Source organism: Mesorhizobium sp. BR1-1-15, assembly GCF_020165475.1.
GTDB lineage: Bacteria > Pseudomonadota > Alphaproteobacteria > Rhizobiales > Rhizobiaceae > Mesorhizobium.
This window is the reverse complement of record NZ_JAIUIF010000015.1, coordinates 32,431-49,369: the sequence shown is the minus strand read 5'-3', so window position 1 is coordinate 49,369 and position 16,939 is coordinate 32,431. Positions and strand designations below refer to the sequence as shown.

The window sequence follows — 16,939 nt, the reverse complement described above, 5'->3', positions numbered from 1 at the left end:
ACCCTCAATTCTTATTACCGGCCGAGCGCAACCTGCCGATGGTGCCGGTCGTGCTCTTGCCGGCGACGAGATCGACCAGGACCACGCGCCCGCCGGCTTTCTGCACCACGTCCGCGCCGACCACGGTGTCGACAGTGTAGTCGGCGCCCTTGACCAGTATGTCGGGCAGAAGCGCCTCGATCAGCGCCAGCGGCGTGTCCTCGTCGAAGACCACCACCGCGTCGACAGACGCGAGTGCCGCCAACACGCAGGCGCGGTCATGCTGGTCGTTGACAGGCCGTTCCGGCCCCTTCAGCCGGCGCACCGAAGCGTCGCTGTTGAGGCCGAGCACCAGCCGGTCGCACTGGCTGCGCGCCGCGTGCAGCAGGCTGACATGGCCGGCATGCAGGATGTCGAAACAGCCATTGGTGAAGCCGACGCTGAGGCCCTCCTCCTTCCACGCCGACACCAGCCGTGCGGCCGATTTGGCGTCGAGGATGGCATCCCTGTGGACGCTCGGACCGTGCGATCGAAACAGCGCGCCGTTGAGTTCCTCGACCGTCAGCCGCGCCGTGCCTCGCTTGCCCACCACAACGCCGCCGGCTGCATTGGCGATCGAGGCGGCCGCGGCCGGATCGGCGCCGGCGGCAAGCGCCAGCGCGAAGGTCGCGATCACCGTATCGCCGGCGCCCGACACATCGAACACTTCGCGCGCCTGCGTGGCGATGTGGCGCGCCTCCGTCGGACCGACGACGCTCATGCCCTTTTCGCTGCGCGTGGCGACGACGAAGTCGAAGCCATGCGCCGCAAGCAGCTCGCGCGCCGCGGCCACGATCTCGTCATCGCTGAACACCGGCCGTTCGACCGCTTCGCCGAGTTCCTTGCGGTTGGGCGTGATGGCGGTCGCGCCGGCATAGCGTGCATAATCCCGGCCCTTCGGATCGACCAGCACCGGCTTTCCCGCCTCGCGGCAGATCGCGATCAATTCGCCGGCGACGCCGTCGAGCAGGATGCCCTTGCCGTAATCCGACAGGATGACGATGTCGGCGTGCGCCAGCGCGGCGCGGAAATGCCGGACCAGCGCCGCGCGCTCCGCCGCGCCGAGCGGCTTGATCTCTTCCTCGTCGAAGCGCAGCACCTGCTGGTTGAGCGCGCTGAAGCGGCTCTTGGACGACGTCATGCGGCCGCGCTCCCGCGCCAGGCCTGTCGTGTCGGCGCCAAGCTCGCCGAGCATGCGCACCAGGCTGTCGCCTGCCGTATCAGAGCCGATCACCGAGACCGGAATGGCGGCGGCGCCGAGCGAGATGATGTTGGCCACGACATTGCCGGCGCCGCCCATCGCCAAGCTCTCGCCGCGCCCATGGAGCACCGGGATCGGCGCTTCAGGCGAAATCCGCTCGATGATGCCGTTGACGAACCGGTCAAGGATGAGATCGCCGACCACCAGCACGGTGGCCTGGCCGAAGTGCGCGATGGCGCGGTGCAAGGGCTCGGGGGAAAGTGGGTCGTGCTTGGTCATGTCACTGGCAACGCGCAAAAACCGGTTTTGAAGATGCATGGAGGACAAATTGGCCGGGATCGGTCGTTCATGGCGATGCCGATATACCGCAATTCGAGCCAGCGCAACGCCGGCTGGCCTCGTCAACTCTTCTGCAAGGCGACATGGACGCCAAGCCCGACCAGCACCGCGCCGCCGGCTCGCTGCATCATGCGCTGCGCGCTGCTGGAGCGGCGCAGCCTGCCGATCAGGGCACCAGCCAGGAACACGCAGACGATATCGGCCGAGGAGAACATCAGGTTGACTGTCGTGCCCAGCACGACGAATTGCAGCCAGACCGGGAATGCGGCAGAGGCATCGATGAACTGGGGCAGGAAGGCCATGAAGAAGATCGCGGTCTTCGGATTGAGCACCTCGACGGCGATGCTCTCGAAAAAGGCGCGGCAAGCCGATTTCCGCTCGATCGCCGGCAGTGCCATGTCGCCTTCCGCGCGCTTGCGGAACAGCGCCACACCGAGCCAGATCAGGTAGAGCGCGCCGACGAGCTTGACCGCCATGTAGAGCGGCGGCACGGCGTGGAAAAGCACGGACAGGCCGGCGGCAGCGGCAAAGACGTGAACATAGCCGCCCAGATGAATGCCGAGCGCCGCAGTCAGGCCGGACCAGCGGCCGCGCGCCATCGTCTGCGCGGCGGCATAGAGCATGGCCGGGCCTGGAATATAGGCGAAGATCGCCGTGGTGGCGAAAAACGCGACGAGCAGCTCTGTCGACGGCATTCCTGGTCCCTCATGATCGCGCCCGGCGGCGCGAGCCGACTGAAGCGGCAGCTTTGCGGCGCCACTGTGGCGCGCTGCCCCGCGCAGGGCAATCGCGGACGGGTCCACCCCTCGATTGTTCTTGCGGATCCCAGTGCCGCCCGGCAACGCTGCTTTGTCGACAGCTTCGCAAGCCTCCCTTATAAGGACCGGAATCGCAAGCAACCAGAGGCGTTCATGATCATCGTCACGGGCGGCGCCGGCATGATCGGCTCCAACATCGTCGCCGCGCTCAATTCGGAGGGCCACGACGACATTTTGGTCGTCGACGACCTAAGCGATGGCCACAAGATCGCCAACCTTGCTGACTTGCGGATCGCCGACTATCTCGACAAGGACGATTTCCTGGCCCGCCTCGAGGACGGCGGGCTCGGCCGCATCGAGGCCGTCTTCCATCAGGGCGCCTGCTCGACCACCACCGAATGGAACGGCAAGTTCATGATGGAGGTGAACTACGCCTATTCGAAGCGGCTGCTGCATGCCTGCCTGGCGCTGCGCGTGCCCTTCCTCTACGCCTCCTCGGCATCGGTCTATGGCGGCGGCTCCGAGTTCCGCGAGGACGCGGAGCTTGAGCGGCCGCTCAACGTCTACGCCTATTCAAAAAAGCTGTTCGATGACTATGTCAGGCGCAATGTCTTCGATACCGATCATTCGCAGGTCGCGGGCCTGCGCTACTTCAACGTCTATGGGCCGCGCGAGGCGCACAAGGACGCCATGGCCTCGGTCGCCTTTCATCTGTTCAACCAGGTCGGGCGTGGCGAGAATCCAAAGCTGTTCGGCGCCCATGACGGCTTTGGTCCGGGCGAGCAAAGCCGCGACTTCATCCATGTCGGCGATGTCGCCGATGTCAATCTGTGGCTGTGGAAGCGCGGCGCGAGCGGCATCTTCAACTGCGGCACCGGCCGGGCGCAACCCTTCCGCGCCATTGCCGAAACCGTCATCGACGCGCTGGGCAAGGGCGAGATCGAGTACATCCCCTTTCCCGACCACCTCAAGGGCAGCTACCAGAGCTTCACGCAAGCTGATATGTCGCGTCTGCGCGCCGCCGGTTACAACGGGCAATTCCGCAGCGTCGAAACCGGCGTCAGAGACTATGTCGAATGGCTGAAAGCCCAGCGATCCTCGTGATCGGCCCACGCTGGGTGGGCGATATGGTGATGGCGCAGTGCCTGTTCTCGGCGCTGAAGGAGCTTCATCCAAATGCAGCCATCGACGTGCTGGCGCCGGCCTGGGCGGCCCCTTTGGTCAAGCGCATGCCTGAGGTCCGCCAGCAGATCGATTTCCCGCTGAAACCCGGCGCGCTCGAATTCGCACATCGGCGCCGCTTCGGCCGTCTGCTGCGCGGCCGTTACGACAGGGCCTATATCCTGCCCGGCAGTTGGAAGTCGGCGCTGATCCCGTTCTTTGCCCGCATTCCACGCCGTTTCGGCCATCTCAGGGAAATGCGCTACGGCCTGTTGACCGATATCGTTCCGCTGCCGGAGGCCGTAAAACGGCGCACGGCGCAGGCCTATTTCGGCCTTGCACAGGGTGGCGGTTTCCGGGCGCCTCATCTGACGGTGGACGCCAATAACCAGGCTACGCTGCTCGACCGTTTCGGCCTGGAGTCGCAGAAATTCGTGGCGTTGATGCCAGGTGCCGAGTTCGGCCCGGCCAAGCGCTGGCCGAGCGAACGCTATGCCGGCCTTGCCCGGGAGTTCATGGCCAGAAGGTTCAAGGTCGCGCTGTTCGGGTCGAAGAACGACCGCGACGTGACCGCGGAGATCGCAGCCCTCGCTCCTGGCGTGGTCGACCTGGCCGGCCAGACGCGGCTGGAGGACGCCATCGACCTGATCGCGGCCGCCGGGCTGGCGGTCTCCAACGACAGCGGGCTGATGCATGTTGCGGCGGCGGTCGGCACGCCGGTTGTCGCCGTCTATGGTTCGACCTCGCCACAGAATACGCCGCCGCTGGCCGAACGGCGCGAACTGGTCTGGCTCGGCCTCTCCTGCTCGCCTTGCCACCGCAAGATCTGTCCGCTCGGCCACCTCAATTGCCTGAAGACGCTCGAGGTCGCACGGGTCATGGCGGCGGCGGACCGCCTGCTGGACATCCCGGCCTCCGCATGAAGGTGCTGATCGTCAAGACCTCGTCGATGGGCGATGTCATCCACACTTTTCCGGCGCTCCAGGATGCGCGCCGCGCACGGCCCGATATTGCCTTCGCCTGGTGCGTCGAGGAGGCTTTCGCCGGCATCGTCGCGCTGCACCCCGCAGTCGGAACCATTCACATGGTCGCCATCCGGCGTTGGCGAAAACATCTCTTCGACAAGGCCACCTGGCGCGAGGCGACCGCCTTGCGACGCGCCTTGCGTGCGTGCCGCTATGATCTGGTCATCGATGCGCAAGGCCTGTTGAAATCGGCGCTGGTGGCCAGGCAGGCGAAGGCGCCGATCGCCGGCTTCGACCGCTCAAGCGCGCGCGAGCCTTCGGCAACGCTGCTTTACGACGTCGGCCACGCCGTCCCCCGCAACCTCCACGCCATCGAGCGGACGCGGCGGCTTTTCGGGCTGGCATTGGGCTACCGGCCCGATCTTTCGATGCTGGATTCGGGCATTGTGCCGCCGCCCGGCAATCAGACCGGCATAGCCGGCAACACGGCCTTCCTGCTGCACGGCACCAGCCGCGAGGACAAGAAGTGGCCTGTTGAAGACTGGATCGAAACCGGCCGCCTGCTGGTTGAGCGCGGCATGACGCCGGTCACGACCTGGTCGGACGAGCGCGAACAGGCGGTGGCCGAAGCGATCGCCCGGGCAGTTCCATCGACGAGCATCGTGCCAAAATCACCATTGGCCGACATCGCGGCGATCCTGGGCAGCTCGAGGCTGGTAATCGGCGCCGACACGGGGCTCACGCATCTCGCCAGCGCCTTCGGCCTGCCGACGGTCGCGGTGTTTTTGGCCACGGAGCCGGGTTTGACCGGCCCGCGCGGCCCCTATGCATCGACGCTGCAGGCCGCGCCCGGTGAGCGAGTGTCGCCCGCGAGGGTGGTGGCTGAGGCTGAGAGGCTGCTGGAGCACCAGACGCATGGTCAGGCCGGCGCTGGCAAGAACTGATCTATTCAATGGGAAAGCTGGCGCTGCCCCTCATCGCCCTGCCGGGGAGAAGGACACCTTCACCGATGACTGCGCCAATTTTAAGCGTTTGCAGAATAGACGCCGACTTCGCGTTCAGCCGTCTTCTCCCCGTCACTATACGGGGAGAAGGTGCCGGCAGGCGGATGAGGGGCGGCGCCAACCTTGGCTAAAAACGCGCAGATCAGCGCCCCTCGAACCCCTTAGATAAACTGCACCTGGACGATCTCGTATCCCCTTGCACCACCCGGCGCGTTGACCTCGATGGCGTCGCCGACTTCCTTGCCGATGAGCGCCCGCGCGATCGGCGAGGAGATCGAGATGCGGCCGGACTTCACGTCCGCCTCCTGATCGCCGACGATCTGGTAGGTCTTCTTCTCCTCGGTGTCCTCGTCGACCAGCACCACGGTGGCGCCGAACTTGACCTTGTCGCCGCTGAGCTTGGTGACATCGATGACTTCGGCCCGGGCGATGAGATCCTCGAGCTCGTTGACACGGCCCTCATTGAGGCTCTGCGCCTCTTTGGCGGCATGGTATTCGGCATTTTCGGATAGGTCGCCGTGCGAGCGCGCTTCGGAGATCGCCTCGATGATGCGCGGCCGCTCCTCCTGCTGGCGCCAGCGCAGTTCTTCCTTCAATGACGCGAACCCCTCGCCTGTCATCGGGACCTTGTTCATGATACCTGACCTTTCCTGCCGCCACCCCCGCATTTCGGGGAAAGCCTTATCGATGGTGCAAAAAGAAAACGGTCCGGCAGCCTCGGGCTAACGGAACCGTTCACCGCAATTTCCCTGAATATAGCAATCTTTGCGGGCTTTTCACGCCCAAAAATCGGTTTCTGAAGAAATCATCACCGTTTTCGCCCGCGCCGTCGCAGGAGCCGGCATGGCAACAAAAAACCGGCCGTGATTGCTCGCGGCCGGTTCGAAAAGGCATCGAGGGGGGTCAGCTCCTCATGAAATGGTCGATCTGTTCGGCCAGCATGCCGTATTCGCGTGAACCCTTGCCGGTTCGCTTTTCGATCTCCATCAGCTGTTGCTGGGCGCCGGCCAGGTCGCCGATCTGGAGATGGGCTTCGCCGAGATATTCGCGCACCAGCGTGTAGTTGGGATCGATGCGCAGCGCTTCCTCGTAATAGCCGAGGCCAACGGCGACGCGGCCGGAATGGCGGTGCGAATAGCCGAGATAGTTGAGGATGCGCGGGTCCTGCTTGTTGGCGGCGAGGCTGAGCACGGCGATCGCCTCGTCATAGCGGCCGGCCATCGCCAGGTCATGCCCGGCATCATAGATGCTGTCGTCGTCCAGCATGCCTTCCTGGGGTGCGACGCACTTGTTCTTCTTCTTGTCCCAGACCATGCCTTTCTTGCATTTGGTGGTCGTACTGGTGTCGTCACCGCTGCCTGCGGCAAACACCGGAACGGCAAGGAACTGCAGAGCGAGAAGCGCGCTCGCCGCCTGGATCAGCACTCTTTTATGCATCGGAGCCTCCTGGAGGGGTGAGAATGCAACACTAACGCAGCGTGTCGGCGGTTTCATCCCGGAAAAAAGCAAGGGGCTAACATGAGGTGACGGATGCTCGAAATCCGCTATCATCGGCGGCGATGAAAGCTGAGCCAGCGGAGACCGCCAGTGCAGCGACGGCTTGAAAAGAACTGGGATTTGACGATCGGGCCCGACACCGTGCGGCTGTTCATCCTCAAATGCAAGGCGTTGAGCGCCGCGATCAATGAAGACTATGCCGACGGCGCCGAACACGAAATCGAGTTCGATGGAAACACCCGTGACAATCATCATCATGACGGACTCGCCGAGGAAAGCTCGGAAAACCTGACCGAAGAGGAACTGCGCGAGCTGATCAACGACCTCAATGTCGACGAGGCGGCCGAGCTCGTCGCACTCGCTTGGGTCGGCCGTGGCGACTACGATGCCTCGGAATGGGCCGACGCCGTCGCCGCCGCGCGCGAGCGCGCCAACAAGCACACGGCCAAATACCTGCTCGGCTTGCCGTTGCTCGCCGATTGGCTGGAGGAAGGGCTGGAAGCGATCGGTGCGTAACGCGCCGGTAATCGATTGTGATCGGGCCTAAGCGCCTTCCAGGCAACTTCGAGCATCCCGGCACCGTTTCGAGGCGATGGCAACACTGAGCTTTTCCCGAAAATACAGGATTGCATTGGTCATGGTCGTGACAGCACTGCTGGTGACGCCGGCCGATGCCAGGCATCGTCACAGGCATCACGAGCCGCTTTCACCACGGGTGGAACAGCCGCTGACGCCGCGGGTTGACCGGCAGCTGAAACCGCGCGGCGAAAGGCATCGCAAGCCGAAGCCGGCACGGCAGAGGACGCAAAATCCGAAGCCGGTACGTGCGGATGTCCCCGTGCCTGAACCGCGCCCCGCTGACGCGCCAGAACCGAACACGCAAAATCCAGCCGCAACATCCGACCGGTTTCAGGAGGAAGGATCCCCTCGGAAGCAACAAGCCCGGCCCGAGCCGCCAGCCGATGCGAAAGGCGAACCGGAGCCGCCAGCCGTGGCGCCGACGCCGACACAAAGGCCTGAGACTGCGGAACCGGAGGTTGAGCCGCCGGCCCTCGCCCCGCCACCGCCGCCAAAGCCGGCGGACGCGGACAAAAAGGAGATGCTTCCCGATCCGCGTTCGGCTGACCTGCCAGACGCGAAAATGCCTGCCGAGGAAGTCGCCTGCCGCGAGCGGCTGAGGGGTCTCGGTGTCGAATTCGAGGAGCACAAGGCTGAAAGCGATCGCGATATCGGCTGTTCGATCCCCTATCCCCTGGTGCTGAAGAGCCTTGGCAAGTCGATCGCCATTGCCCCGGGCGCCGAGCTCAATTGCGCAATGGCCGAGGCGGCGGCACGCTTTGCCGGCAACGTCATCCAGCCGGCGGCGAAAGCCGAATTCGGCACCGACCTGAAATCGATCGGCCAGGCATCGGCCTTTGTGTGCCGGCCACGCAACGGCACGCGCAAACTGTCCGAACATGCCTTCGGCAATGCGCTCGATATTGCCAGCTTCACACTTGCGGACGGCAGGACGATCGAGGTCGGCCCGGCGCCACCGGACAAGGACGCCAAATTCCTCGACGCGGTGCGCAAGGCCGCCTGCGGGCCGTTCAAGACCGTGCTGGGCCCGGGCAGCGATGCCGATCATTCGCTGCATTTGCACCTCGACCTCGAGCCGCGCCGCCACGGCGGTACTTTCTGCCAGTAGGGCCGGCTCAGAAGCGATGCCGCAATTCGGCCGCAGGCATGAACGCCGGCGCTGATTTTTCCTTTACCGTTGATCGTTAAAATCCCGCCTATCGGGAAAGGGACTGCCGATGGACGGGATATTTCGTGCCGCGCTGGCGCTTGCGCGGCAATCGAAACGCGCGCGCGCCGCGGCCGGCGGGCTGGCCGCCCTGCTTGCGCTGGCCGCGGTGTCGGCCTGCAACACCGGCAACGTGCTGGCACTGGAGCCAGCCGTCGATGTCGGCGCGCAGACCGCGGCCGTGCCGCAATATTCAGGCATGCAGCGGCTGGTTCCTTCCAATCCCTACATGACGCAGGCCGCCTATCCACGCATGGACGAGCCGATGTCGCCGGTCGAGCAGATGCCGGCCAGCGAGACCGACTGCCGTCAGCAGCTGAGGCGCCTCGGCGTCACCTTCACCGACCTGGCGCCGATCCATGAAGGCCAGTGCGGCATCGACTATCCGGTGAAGGTTTCGGCCATCGGCAGCGTCGAGATGAAGCCCGCCGCGACGCTGACCTGCGACATGGCCGCCAGCTTCGCCGCGTGGACGAAGAACGAGCTCGTTCCTTCCGCCCGCTGGCGCTACTTCTCCGGCGTCAGGACCATCCACCAGGGTTCCAGCTATTCCTGCCGCAACATCGCCGGCGAAGGCGTGCTGTCGGAACACGGCAAGGGCAACGCGCTCGACGTGATGAGCATCGAACTCAACAATGGCAACGACATCGACGTGCGCAAGCCCGGCCTGTTCGCCTTCCGCACCCGCGGCTTCCTCAACAATGTGCGCGCCGACGGCTGCCAGTATTTCACCACCGTGCTCGGCCCCGGCTACAACTACGACCACCGCAACCATTTCCACTTCGACATCAAGAACCGCAAGAGCGGCTATCGCGCCTGCCGCTGATCCCTTTGCCTGGCGGCGGCTTCGCCGCGTACAGTGACGTCGTAGAACTCGAGCGGCATCGATGAGCCAACGAAGCTTCCGACGACGCGCTGCGACCTGGCTGGTGTTGCTCCTGGCGACCTATCTGGTGCTGGCCTATGTCGCCGCGCCGGAATTCTGGACGTTTCGCGATCGCGGCTTTCGCAGCCAAAGCTTCGAGATGGTGACGCACACCCCGCAAGGCATTCCGGGCGACCCGATCAATGTCGGCCTGATCGGCACGCAAAAGGAGGTTGTCCATGCCTTCGCCGTCGCTGGCTGGGACACGGCCGACGCCATCACATTGAGGACAGCGATCGACATCGGCGAAAGCGTCTTGTTTTCGCGCCCCTATCCGGACGCGCCGGTGAGCCGGCTGCTGTTCGAAGGTCGCGCCCAGGATCTTGCCTTCGAGAAGCCGGTCGGCGGCAGCGCCGACCGCCGTCACCATGTGCGCTTCTGGCAGACTGATGCCACCGGCGACGACGGCCGTCCGCTACGGCTGGGCTCGGCCAGTTTCGACCGTGGCGTGGGCCTGAGCCACGACACCGGCGCCATCACCCATCATATCGGCCCCGACATCGATGCCGAACGCGACTTTCTTATCCAGGATTTGACCGCCGCCGGAATGCTGATCTCAACCAGCGAACTGGAAGGCATCGGCGCCACCACGCACGGGCGCAATGGCGGCGGCGACCCCTATTTCACCGACGGCAAGGCCGTGCTCGGCGTGCTGAAGCAACTGCCGTGATGCCTGAAGTCAGCTCGTGGCGACCACGACCTTGCCGAACGGTCCCTTCTCCAGATGCTGGAAGGCCTGCTCCACCTCCTCGAAGCCGAAGACCTTGTCGACCACCGGCCGGATACCGAGCACCTCGATCGCCTGGTTCATCCGCTCGAAGGCGCGGCGATGACCGATCGATATCCCTTGCACGACGATGCGATTGCGCAGGAACGGCACGATCGGAAAGCTGAGTTCCATCGAGCCCAGCAGGCCGATGACCGACAGGCGGCCGTCGGCGGCCAGGGCATCGAGCGATCGCCGCGCATTGTCGCCGCCGACCATCTCCAGGATATGGTTGACGCCGGTTCCACCCGTCAGGTCACGCGCGGCTTCGTCCCATGCCGGCTGGGTGCGGTAGTTGATCACTTGCCAGGCGCCGAGTTTCCTGGCCCGTTCGAGCTTGTCGTCGCTGCTCGAGGTGACGATGGCGCGCAGGCCGAAAGCGGCCGCGAATTGCAGTGCAAACAGCGACACGCCGCCGGTACCCTGGATAAGAATGGTCTGGCCGGGCACCGGCTTCGTCGCCTCCGCCAAGGCAAACCACGCCGTCAGCGCCGCGATCGGCAGCGTCGAGGCCTCGGCGTCGCTGAGCGAAGGCGGCGCCAGCACGACGGCATCCTCGTGAAGCAGCACGTAATCGGACAAGGTGCCGGGCAGTGACAATCCCAGCGTGTGCTGGTGAAGCACCGGCGGCGCATCGCCGTCAGGCCAGTCGGCGATCACTTGGCCCAGCACGCGTTGCCCGGCCTGGAAGCGGCTGACGCCGCCGCCGACCGCCACGACCTCGCCCACCGCATCCGATGTCGGCACGAAGGGAAAGACGAGGTCCGGGATCAGCACCCCGTCCAGGATCATTCGATCCTTGTAATTCAGCGATATGGCCTTGATCCGCACCAGCAGCTCATGAGGCCTGGGGGCGGGTACCTTTCCCTGCGCCGGTTGCAGCTTGGACAGGCCAAAACCGGTCATTTGCCAGGATCTGTTGATGTCTCTGTTCATCTCGTCTGCTCCGGATTGAGTTGCTGGCGAGATCTTTACGTCATTCCACTATGGAAAAAAGTGCTTCTATGCGGCATAATTGGAAACGAATTGAAGATCATTATTCTACAATAGGGGCACAGCCATGGAATCCGCCGATCTGCAGGGCATTGTCGCCTTCGTTCAAACGATCGAAGCCGGCAGCTTCACCAGTGCGGGAGAACGGCTGCGCGTGACGAAATCGGCGGTCGGCAAATCGATCGCACAGCTGGAGCATCGGCTTGGGGTGCGTCTGCTCAATCGCACCACCCGCAGCCTGAGCCCGACAAGCGAAGGCCTCAGCTATTACGAAGCCTGCGTCAGGGCGCTGTCCGAAATCGAAGCCGCCCAGTCGCTGCTTGCCTCGCACCGGCAGGTGCCCTCGGGCCGGCTTCGGGTCGATTTGCCGTCGGCCTTCGGCCAGCGCTGCGTTGCCCCAGTTTTGTTCGACATTTCCAAGCGCTTCCCCGATCTGGCGATGGAGATCTCCTTCAACGACCGTCGCGTCGATCTCATCGAAGAAGGCATCGACCTGGCAGTTCGCATGGGCGAGCTCGACGACAGCCTGTCGCTCGCGGCGCGGCGGCTCTATGTCCAACGCTCGTGCGTATTGGCCGCCCCCGCCTACCTCGAGGAGCACGGCAGGCCGCGAACGATCGAGGAGCTCGCCGCTCATAAGCTGATCGGCTACACCCGTAACGGCGTCGCCCATCCCTGGACCATAAGGCACGTCGACGGCCAAATCGGAAAGTTCACACCGCGGGCAAGGCTGGTCCTCGACAATGGCGAGCCGATGCTCGACGCCGCCCTTGCCGGCTGCGGCATCACCTTCCTGCCGACATGGTTGGCGGCGGACAGCCTCAGGAGCGGTGCGCTCGAAATGGTGCTGTCGGACCGCCTCGTCGAAAACATTGCCGTCCACGCCGTTTGGCCGGTGACGCGAGCAGTGACGCCGAAGGTCCGCGTCGTAGTCGATGCGCTGGTCGAGCATTTTTCGGCGCCGCCCTGGGATGCCGCCTGACGGGGCCGCATGCGCTGTCATCTTCCTGAAAACGGCTGCTGACTATTTTCCAATCCAGCACGGCAATGCTATTGACCCCTGATGCTATATGTTGAAATCGCCACCGTGGTCGTCCTCATCTGCGTGAACGGCCTTCTGGCAATGTCCGAGCTTGCCATCGTCTCGTCGCGGCCGGCCCGCCTCAAGGCAATGATCGATCGCGAGGTCAAAGGCGCCGGCCGGGCGCTTGCGCTTGGCTCCAACCCCGGCAAGTTCCTGTCCTCGGTGCAGATCGGCATCACCCTGGTCGGGGTGCTGTCCGGCGCCTTTTCCGGCGCCACTCTCGGCGAAAGGCTGGCGCAGTTCCTGGCCTCGAACGGCATCCGCGAAAACATCGCCGATCCGCTCGGCGTCGGCATCGTCGTGGCCATCATCACCTATGCCTCGCTGATCATCGGTGAGCTCGTGCCCAAGCAGATCGCGCTGCGCGATCCCGAGCGGGTCGCCGTGCGCGCCGCCCCGGCCATGACCGTCCTCGCCACCGTCTCGGCGCCGCTGGTCTTCCTGCTCGATATTTCGGGCCGCGCCGTGCTTTGGCTGCTCGGCCAGCGCGGCGAGAGCGAGGAGAAGGTTACCGACGAGGAGATCAAGATGCTGGTCGCCGAGGCCGAGCATCACGGCACCATCGAGTCCGACGAGCGCCGCATGATCGCCGGCGTCATGCGGCTTGGCGACCGCGCCGTGCGCGCCGTCATGACGCCGCGCACCGAGGTCGACTGGATCAACCTCCAGTCCGACGATGCGACCACCCGCAAGCTCCTGATGGATACGCAGCATTCGCGCTTGCCCGCCGGCGACGGCGGCGTCGACGCCATGATCGGTGTCGTCCAGACACGTGATGTGCTGGCGGCATTGCTGGGCGGCCGCGCGCTCGACCCGCGTCGGCACGTGCGCACCGCGCCCATCGTGCACGATCAGGCCGACGCGCTCGACGTGCTGCAGACGCTGAAGGAATCCGACGTGCCGATGGCGCTGGTGCACGACGAATACGGCCATTTCGAAGGCATCGTCACCCCCGCCGACATCCTGGAGGCCATCACCGGTGTCTTCCGTTCCGACCTCGAAGCCGGCGAGGAGGAGAATGCCGTCAAGCGCGACGACGGCTCATGGCTGCTTGCCGGCTATATGCAGGCCGACGAGATGGCCGAGGTGCTGGGCATCGACCTGCCGGAAAACCGCGACTACGAGACCGTCGCCGGCTATGTGCTGTCACACATGCACCATCTGCCGGCGACCGGCGAATGCGTCGACGCGCAAGGCTGGCGCTTCGAGGTGGTCGATCTCGACGGCCGCCGCATCGACAAGCTGATCGCCACGCGCCTGCCCAGCGGCCACCGCGAAGTGGTGCGCTGACTGTTCCAACGTTGCCTCGGGCCAAGAGCTATGGGCGTCGGCCGATCGATCTACCGGTCCGCGCCTACTGCTCCGTGAAGGCGCGGGCGAACGAATCGAGCATCGGCCGTGCGAGATATTCCAGGAAAGTCCGGTCGCCAGTGTTGATGAACGTCTCGACCGGCGTCCCGGGATAGAGCTGTTCGGGCCTCACGCGGGATGGCAGGGCGTCGATCTTCAGCTTCGCCCGGAAATAGGGTTCACGCGTAGCCTCGTCGATCAGCCGATCCGCGGAAATCTGTGTCACGGTGGCTGGAACCTCGGGCGTGAGCCGCGTGTTCAAGGCGGACAATCGTAGTTTCGCCGGCTGGCCGACGCGCACCTGATCGATGTCCTTCGGCCGCAGCTTCGCGTCGACGACCAATCCCGATGTCGTCGGCAGGATTTCCATGATCTTTTCGCCCGGAGCAATCACGCTGCCCTTGGAATTGTAGGTCGATGACACCACGATGCCCGCTGCCGGCGCCTTGATTGTCGTGCGCCGCAGCACCGCCGCGGCCGCCCTGATCTGTTCCTCGACATCGGCCAGGTTGGAGCGAACCTCGTCCAGCTTCGTCAGCGCCTCCTCCACCCGTTGCGTGGTCAAGCGCTCGGTCTGCTCCTGCGCCTCGACGATCTGGGTGCTGGCCGATGCAAGATTGGCCTCCAGTGCCCCCGCCTGGCCGACGAGGTCGGCTTCGCTGCGCAGAAGCTGGGAGTATTCGGTGCGGTTGGTCAGGCCCTTGTCCAAGAGGCTGGTCTTGATGCCGAGCTCCTTCTTCACCACCTCGACCTGCTGCTGGATGGCTTGTTTCTGGGCGTCCAATCCCACGACGGACTGCCGATGCATGACGACCCGCTGCTGGAGGATCGATCGTTCCGACCGGAACCGGGCGAGCCTGGCGTCGAATTCCTTCTGCTGTTCGCGAACCAGCATTTCGAAATCGTGCTGAAGCGGCGCCGGCGCCGCTGTTGTGATCGGCGCCAGCCTGTCCAGCCCGTCCCGCTCCGCCTCCAGCCGCGCCGCACTTGCCCTGAGCGCGATCGACTGCCTCGTCAGCCGGTTCAATTCGGCCTCCGCGGCGGTTGGATCCAGCACGATCAGATCCTGCGCCTGCTGCACGCGATCGCCTTCGTGGACCAGCAACTCTTGGACGATGCCGCCCTCGGGGTGCTGGATGAGGATGTTGCCTCCCATCGCCGAGATCGTTCCTTGCGTGATCACCGCGCCGGACAAGGGGGCATAGGCCGCCCAATAACCGAAGCAACCTGCAAATATCGCTATCGCCGCATAACCGGCGAATGCCACGCGCCCTGTGTCGGTGCGTGGATTGCGTTCCCCGGCGAGGCTGTGCACTGCCATCATCTACGATCCAAAGCGGGTTTTTTGCGGGGCGCTGCGGATCGTCGTGGCGAACGACCCCGTCACCACCGTATTCTGCCGGGAAGAATTGCCGACGAGCGGCTGCCGCAGCAAATCGCTGCTCGGGCCGAAGGCTTCGATCGCGCCGTCGCGCAGCAGCATCACGCGGTCGCAGGCCGCTGCGATCGAAGGGCGGTGCGTGATCACGATCAAGGTAATCCCCGCCGCGCGCGCAGCCGAGAGCACCGCTTCGAGCGCCGCCTCGCCGGCGCCGTCGAGATGAGCGTTGGGCTCGTCCAGGACGAGAATTCTGGGGTTGCCGTGCAGGGCGCGCGCCAGCCCGATCCTTTGGCGCTCGCCGCCCGACAGCGCCCGGTCAGACGGACCGATCATCGTCTGGTAGCCGTCGCGCTGCGTCAAAATCAGTTCATGTGCCTCGGCACGCTTTGCCGCCTCGACGATCGAGGCGTCATCCGCGTCGGGGTCGAAGCGGCCGACGTTCTCCGCGATCGATCCCGGGAACAGTTCCACCTCCTGCGCGAGATAGCCGATATGCCTTCCAAGCTGCTTTTCGTCCCAGGTCCTGAGGTCCGCGCCGTCGATCCTGACCGAGCCGCTGACCGGTTGGAGCGCACCGACAAGCAATCTGGCGAGCGTCGATTTGCCGGCTCCGCTCGGGCCGACGATCGCCACCGCCTCGCCGGCCCCGATGTGGAAATTCAGCCTCTTGACGATGGGCGGACCGCCGGGCGTATTCGGCGCGACGTAGATCAGATCCTGCGCCGAAATCGCGCCTGACGGATCAGGCAAGGCCAGTTTTTGCACCGCGGACGGACGTGCCGAAAGGGTTGCCTCCAGCCGTTTCCACGATCGCCTGGCGTCGACGATCTGCCGCCACGAGCCGATCAGTTGGTCGAGCGGCTGCAGCGCGCGCGACGATACCAGGGAAGACGCGAATATCATCCCAGCCGTCATCTTGCCTTGCAGGACAAGCCATGCGCCCACGCCCAGTATCGCCAGCTGGAGCATCATCCGCACGGCCCGGGACGTTCCGCTGAAGATCGCATTGGCCGTCGATGCGCGGTCGTGAACGATCAGCGCTTCGGCGACGTGCTTGCCCCACGCCCGCGCGGCGTTCTGGACCATGCCCATGGCGCGCAGCGTCTCCGCGTTGCGGGCAAAGGCCTGCTCCGACTGGCTGGCGACCGCCGAACGCTGTGAAAACAAGGCGTCGTTCCTGCCGATGGCAAGCTGGGTTGCCAGGACCAGTGCAAGCAGCATCGCCACGCCAGCCAGAGTGAGCCAGAACAGGACGGGATGGATCAGGTAGAGCAGGCCGAGGAAGAACGGAGCAAACGGCAGGTCGAACAGGACGGCCACGCCGCGCGACCTGATGAAGGCGCATACCGAGGCGAGATCACGCAATGGCGACAGGCCTGCGGAGGCGTGGTCGGCGCCAAGCGTGGCGGCGAACGTCTCCTCCCCGAGCTTGCTGTCGATGCTGGCCGCGACGCGCTGTGTGTATATGGAGCGCACCGTGTCCAGAAAGCCCAGAAAGACCAGCGCGAGAACCGCGATGACCGACAGGTAGACAAGCGTCTCGACATTGGAGGAAGGCAGGACCCGATCATACACCTGCAACAGATAGAGCGGGATCACCAGCAGCAGGATGTTGATCAGCAACGAGAAAACGCCGACATCGGCGATGGCGCGCCACAAGACCGCCCGCAGACCTGACTGTCCCATCGTTCCCGCGCTCCCTTGGCGGCTC

At 64.8% G+C, this 16,939-nt stretch carries 16 protein-coding genes; 9 read left to right on the top strand and 7 right to left on the bottom strand.

Features of this window, described 5'->3' with window-relative positions:
- Positions 1 to 4 precede the first annotated feature (4 nt).
- Together rfaE1 and LB541_RS22405 are read right to left on the bottom strand one after the other, a co-directional pair.
- The gene (rfaE1, locus tag LB541_RS22410; protein WP_140556030.1) at positions 5 to 1,498 is read right to left on the bottom strand and encodes a D-glycero-beta-D-manno-heptose-7-phosphate kinase; all 1,494 of its coding nucleotides are present in this window, start codon (positions 1,496 to 1,498) and stop codon (positions 5 to 7) included.
- Positions 1,499 to 1,620: 122 nt separating this feature from the next.
- Positions 1,621 to 2,253, bottom strand: a complete 633-nt coding sequence (locus LB541_RS22405; RefSeq protein WP_224619630.1) for a LysE family translocator — start codon at positions 2,251 to 2,253, stop codon at positions 1,621 to 1,623.
- A gap of 216 nt (positions 2,254 to 2,469) precedes the next feature.
- Here LB541_RS22405 and rfaD point away from each other — a divergent pair, with 216 nt between their 5' ends.
- The 3 genes from rfaD to waaC are packed head-to-tail and all read left to right on the top strand — an operon-like array spanning position 2,470 to position 5,386.
- Positions 2,470 to 3,420 carry an ADP-glyceromanno-heptose 6-epimerase gene (gene rfaD / locus LB541_RS22400; protein ID WP_140524877.1) on the top strand — a complete coding sequence of 317 codons (951 nt, stop codon included), beginning with the start codon at positions 2,470 to 2,472 and terminating at the stop codon, positions 3,418 to 3,420.
- Complete coding sequence (gene waaF / locus LB541_RS22395; RefSeq protein WP_224619628.1) at positions 3,393 to 4,400, top strand: lipopolysaccharide heptosyltransferase II; 1,008 nt, start codon at positions 3,393 to 3,395, stop codon at positions 4,398 to 4,400. The genes rfaD and waaF overlap by 28 nt, the downstream gene beginning before the upstream one ends.
- Complete coding sequence (gene waaC / locus LB541_RS22390) at positions 4,397 to 5,386, top strand: lipopolysaccharide heptosyltransferase I (RefSeq protein WP_224619627.1); 990 nt, start codon at positions 4,397 to 4,399, stop codon at positions 5,384 to 5,386. Before waaF ends, waaC begins: the two co-directional genes overlap by 4 nt.
- Before the next feature lie 221 nt (positions 5,387 to 5,607).
- Here the strand turns inward: waaC and greA are convergent, their stop codons facing one another.
- Positions 5,608 to 6,081: a transcription elongation factor GreA gene (gene greA / locus LB541_RS22385; protein ID WP_008877613.1), complete on the bottom strand. Its 474-nt coding sequence runs from the start codon at positions 6,079 to 6,081 to the stop codon at positions 5,608 to 5,610.
- A 268-nt stretch (positions 6,082 to 6,349) separates the two neighbouring features.
- Entirely contained in the window at positions 6,350 to 6,883 is a 534-nt protein-coding gene (locus LB541_RS22380; protein WP_140495965.1) for a tetratricopeptide repeat protein, read from the bottom strand.
- A 150-nt stretch (positions 6,884 to 7,033) separates the two neighbouring features.
- On the opposite strand from LB541_RS22380, the gene LB541_RS22375 reads away from it, so the two are divergent.
- The 4 genes from LB541_RS22375 to LB541_RS22360 all read left to right on the top strand — a co-directional run bounded on the left by LB541_RS22375 (position 7,034) and on the right by LB541_RS22360 (position 10,324).
- Positions 7,034 to 7,459, top strand: a complete 426-nt coding sequence (locus LB541_RS22375; protein WP_140524880.1) for a DUF3775 domain-containing protein — start codon at positions 7,034 to 7,036, stop codon at positions 7,457 to 7,459.
- 115 nt (positions 7,460 to 7,574) lie between these two features.
- Positions 7,575 to 8,630 carry an extensin family protein gene (locus tag LB541_RS28710; protein ID WP_140879266.1) on the top strand — a complete coding sequence of 352 codons (1,056 nt, stop codon included), beginning with the start codon at positions 7,575 to 7,577 and terminating at the stop codon, positions 8,628 to 8,630.
- A 109-nt stretch (positions 8,631 to 8,739) separates the two neighbouring features.
- Positions 8,740 to 9,555 carry an extensin family protein gene (locus tag LB541_RS22365; protein WP_224619624.1) on the top strand — a complete coding sequence of 272 codons (816 nt, stop codon included), beginning with the start codon at positions 8,740 to 8,742 and terminating at the stop codon, positions 9,553 to 9,555.
- A 61-nt stretch (positions 9,556 to 9,616) separates the two neighbouring features.
- On the top strand, positions 9,617 to 10,324 hold the full coding sequence (locus LB541_RS22360) for an LssY C-terminal domain-containing protein (RefSeq protein WP_224619622.1): 708 nt from the start codon (positions 9,617 to 9,619) through the stop codon (positions 10,322 to 10,324).
- 9 nt (positions 10,325 to 10,333) lie between these two features.
- On the opposite strand, the gene LB541_RS22355 is transcribed toward LB541_RS22360, so the two are convergent.
- A complete protein-coding gene (locus LB541_RS22355) occupies positions 10,334 to 11,356 on the bottom strand; it encodes a zinc-dependent alcohol dehydrogenase family protein (RefSeq protein WP_140556036.1) in 1,023 nt (340 codons plus the stop codon).
- 124 nt (positions 11,357 to 11,480) lie between these two features.
- On the opposite strand from LB541_RS22355, the gene LB541_RS22350 reads away from it, so the two are divergent.
- Both LB541_RS22350 and LB541_RS22345 read left to right on the top strand, forming a co-directional pair.
- The gene (locus tag LB541_RS22350) at positions 11,481 to 12,395 is read left to right on the top strand and encodes a LysR family transcriptional regulator (RefSeq protein ID WP_224619620.1); all 915 of its coding nucleotides are present in this window, start codon (positions 11,481 to 11,483) and stop codon (positions 12,393 to 12,395) included.
- A gap of 81 nt (positions 12,396 to 12,476) precedes the next feature.
- Positions 12,477 to 13,787 (top strand): hemolysin family protein, encoded by a 1,311-nt coding sequence (locus tag LB541_RS22345; RefSeq protein ID WP_140495971.1) that lies wholly within the window; start codon positions 12,477 to 12,479, stop codon positions 13,785 to 13,787.
- A 64-nt stretch (positions 13,788 to 13,851) separates the two neighbouring features.
- Here LB541_RS22345 and LB541_RS22340 read toward each other — a convergent pair whose 3' ends face one another.
- Positions 13,852 to 15,168, bottom strand: a complete 1,317-nt coding sequence (locus LB541_RS22340) for an HlyD family type I secretion periplasmic adaptor subunit (protein ID WP_224671405.1) — start codon at positions 15,166 to 15,168, stop codon at positions 13,852 to 13,854.
- A gap of 3 nt (positions 15,169 to 15,171) precedes the next feature.
- Positions 15,172 to 16,914: a type I secretion system permease/ATPase gene (locus LB541_RS22335; RefSeq protein WP_224619617.1), complete on the bottom strand. Its 1,743-nt coding sequence runs from the start codon at positions 16,912 to 16,914 to the stop codon at positions 15,172 to 15,174.
- Positions 16,915 to 16,939: the final 25 nt, after the last annotated feature.

Coding starts and splice junctions, on each gene's coding strand:
- rfaE1 (WP_140556030.1), bottom strand. CDS start 1,498: ATGACCAAGCACGACCCACTTTCCCCCGAGCCCTTGCACCGCGCCATC.
- LB541_RS22405 (WP_224619630.1), bottom strand. CDS start 2,253: ATGCCGTCGACAGAGCTGCTCGTCGCGTTTTTCGCCACCACGGCGATC.
- rfaD (WP_140524877.1), top strand. CDS start 2,470: ATGATCATCGTCACGGGCGGCGCCGGCATGATCGGCTCCAACATCGTC.
- waaF (WP_224619628.1), top strand. CDS start 3,393: ATGGCTGAAAGCCCAGCGATCCTCGTGATCGGCCCACGCTGGGTGGGC.
- waaC (WP_224619627.1), top strand. CDS start 4,397: ATGAAGGTGCTGATCGTCAAGACCTCGTCGATGGGCGATGTCATCCAC.
- greA (WP_008877613.1), bottom strand. CDS start 6,081: ATGAACAAGGTCCCGATGACAGGCGAGGGGTTCGCGTCATTGAAGGAA.
- LB541_RS22380 (WP_140495965.1), bottom strand. CDS start 6,883: ATGCATAAAAGAGTGCTGATCCAGGCGGCGAGCGCGCTTCTCGCTCTG.
- LB541_RS22365 (WP_224619624.1), top strand. CDS start 8,740: ATGGACGGGATATTTCGTGCCGCGCTGGCGCTTGCGCGGCAATCGAAA.
- LB541_RS22360 (WP_224619622.1), top strand. CDS start 9,617: ATGAGCCAACGAAGCTTCCGACGACGCGCTGCGACCTGGCTGGTGTTG.
- LB541_RS22355 (WP_140556036.1), bottom strand. CDS start 11,356: ATGAACAGAGACATCAACAGATCCTGGCAAATGACCGGTTTTGGCCTG.
- LB541_RS22350 (WP_224619620.1), top strand. CDS start 11,481: ATGGAATCCGCCGATCTGCAGGGCATTGTCGCCTTCGTTCAAACGATC.
- LB541_RS22345 (WP_140495971.1), top strand. CDS start 12,477: ATGCTATATGTTGAAATCGCCACCGTGGTCGTCCTCATCTGCGTGAAC.
- LB541_RS22340 (WP_224671405.1), bottom strand. CDS start 15,168: ATGGCAGTGCACAGCCTCGCCGGGGAACGCAATCCACGCACCGACACA.
- LB541_RS22335 (WP_224619617.1), bottom strand. CDS start 16,914: ATGGGACAGTCAGGTCTGCGGGCGGTCTTGTGGCGCGCCATCGCCGAT.